This window comes from Streptomyces bohaiensis (assembly GCF_012033785.1).
GTDB classification, from domain to species: domain Bacteria; phylum Actinomycetota; class Actinomycetes; order Streptomycetales; family Streptomycetaceae; genus Streptomyces; species Streptomyces bohaiensis.
Window position 1 is genome coordinate 1 of the sequence record NZ_JAAVJC010000522.1, and the last position, 1382, is coordinate 1382.

1 protein-coding gene and 1 pseudogene are annotated in these 1382 nt (G+C 78.2%); both read right to left on the bottom strand.

Features of this window, described 5'->3' with window-relative positions; all coding sequences use genetic code 11:
- A pseudogene (locus HCN52_RS24445) lies at positions 1-195 on the bottom strand ((2Fe-2S)-binding protein); the annotation flags it as partial.
- Positions 196-319: 124 nt separating this feature from the next.
- Positions 320-1216, bottom strand: a complete 897-nt coding sequence (locus HCN52_RS24450; protein ID WP_168090591.1) for an FAD binding domain-containing protein — start codon at positions 1214-1216, stop codon at positions 320-322.
- Between the last annotated feature and the right edge of the window lie 166 nt (positions 1217-1382).

A 1382-nucleotide genomic window follows, 5' to 3' on the forward strand; every position in this document is an offset into this window, starting at 1 on the left:
GGGGGGGCGGTAGCCGTGGGCCGGCGCCGCGAGCGGGTCGCCGGGCCCCGGGTCGCCGATCAGCCCCTCCGGCAGCTGCACGAAGGCCGTGGCGTCGCTGTCGTACTCCCCGCCCCAACTGGTGCCGGGTGCGGGGACGTCGCTGTGGCGCGGATCGGGCTCCCCGCCCTGCGGTCCGTGCCGTTCCTCGTTCACCGTGCCTCCCGGGACGCCGCGCCCGGCCGGTGGCCGCGGGCGGCGGTGTCGATGTGGCCGCGCCGCGAGGGGCGCGCTGCCGGTCCGGTCGCGCCGGTCCGACTCGTCGCGGCGGTCGGTGTCGTCACGACAGCGCCCTTCCGAGCCCGCGCCGTGCGAGCGCCGCGACCGTGCGGCGCAGCTGCAGCAACCCGGCGGACAGCGCGGCGACCTCACCGGTGGCGGGGTCGGGCTCCGGATCGGGGATGCAGGCCGTCGCGACGTAGTCGCCGAACGCCGCCAGCGCTTCGGGCGGCACCGTGCGGGCGCCGTCCCAGTCGACGAGGGAGGCGATCCACGCCTCGGCCTCCAGCGGGCGCAGCGGGACCTGCGCGATGGCGCCGACCGCGCACCGCACCTCGCGGCGTGCCGGGTCCAGGGCGACGGCGACCGAGGCGACGGCCCGGCCCGGCCCGGTGCGACCGGTGGCCTTGAGGAAGGTCTGCGGAGCGTGCAGCAGCGGCACGCGCGCGTAGGCGAGGAGTTCACCGGGCCGCAGGTGCTCGCGGCCCACCAGCAGCTCACTGACGGGTACTTCACGGCGCGCGCCGTCCGGGCCCGCCACGACCAGCTCCGCCTCCAGCGCGGCGAGGACCGGGAGGGTGTCCCCGCTCGGCGCACCGGTGATGACGTTCCCGCCCAGGGTCCCGGCGTTGAGGATCTGCGGCGGCCCGGCGCTGCGGGCGGCGGCGGCGAGCGCCGGCATCAGCACCGCGAAGTCGGGCCGTCCCATGCGGGCGAGGGTGAGGCAGGCGCCGAGCAGTGCGTGACCGTCGCGGTACTCCCACCCGCGCAACTCCGCCACGCGGCCCAGCCCGACGAGCGCCGTGGGGCGCAACAGGCCGCCGTTGACGGACCCCATCAGGTCGGTGCCTCCGGCGACCGGCACGGCTGCGGGCTGCGCGGCGAGCGCCGCGACCGCCTCGTCGAGCGTCGCCGGGAGCGTCACCGGCTGCGCTGTGTGCGGTGCGTGCGTGCTCAACTCCAGCCGCCCCTTCCCCGGTCTACTGGGCCCGTTGGCCGTACGCTACGTGCTCCCGGCCCGGAAGTGGCAACTCTGGCATATGTTCCGCCGCCCCGGCGCCCGGGGTTCGCCCGTCGCAGGGGCCCGCGGCGGCCGCGTGCGGCGCCCGGCGCGGCCCGGGGCC